Raw genomic sequence first — 257 nt, 5'->3', positions numbered from 1 at the left:
GCCGTGGCGCCGTATTCCGGTGCCATATTTGCGATCATCCCCCGGTCGCCTAGGGACAGGGTTTCGAGGCCGTTGCCGAAGAACTCGACGAACTGGCCTACCACCCCGATCTTGCGCATCTGCTGCGTGATGGCCAGTACAAGATCCGTGGGCATGACACCTTCGCGCAGTTGGCCGCGCACCTCAACGCCTACCACTTCGGGCAACGCCAGCGCAACTGGCTTTCCGACCATCACGGCTTCTGCTTCGATGCCGCC

The 257-nt window shown here is 62.6% G+C and carries 1 protein-coding gene; it reads right to left on the bottom strand.

The features are described 5' to 3' along the window. Positions 1-257 (bottom strand): aconitase family protein (locus tag SB847_RS21520; protein WP_410578710.1); only part of this gene is annotated, 257 nt, incomplete at both ends.

It is taken from the genome of Bacillus sp. SIMBA_026 (genome assembly GCF_046535335.1).
Classification (GTDB): Bacteria; Bacillota; Bacilli; order Bacillales; family Bacillaceae; genus Bacillus; species Bacillus velezensis.
Note: the sequence above shows the minus strand (reverse complement) of the source record. Positions and strands in the feature narration are given on the sequence as shown.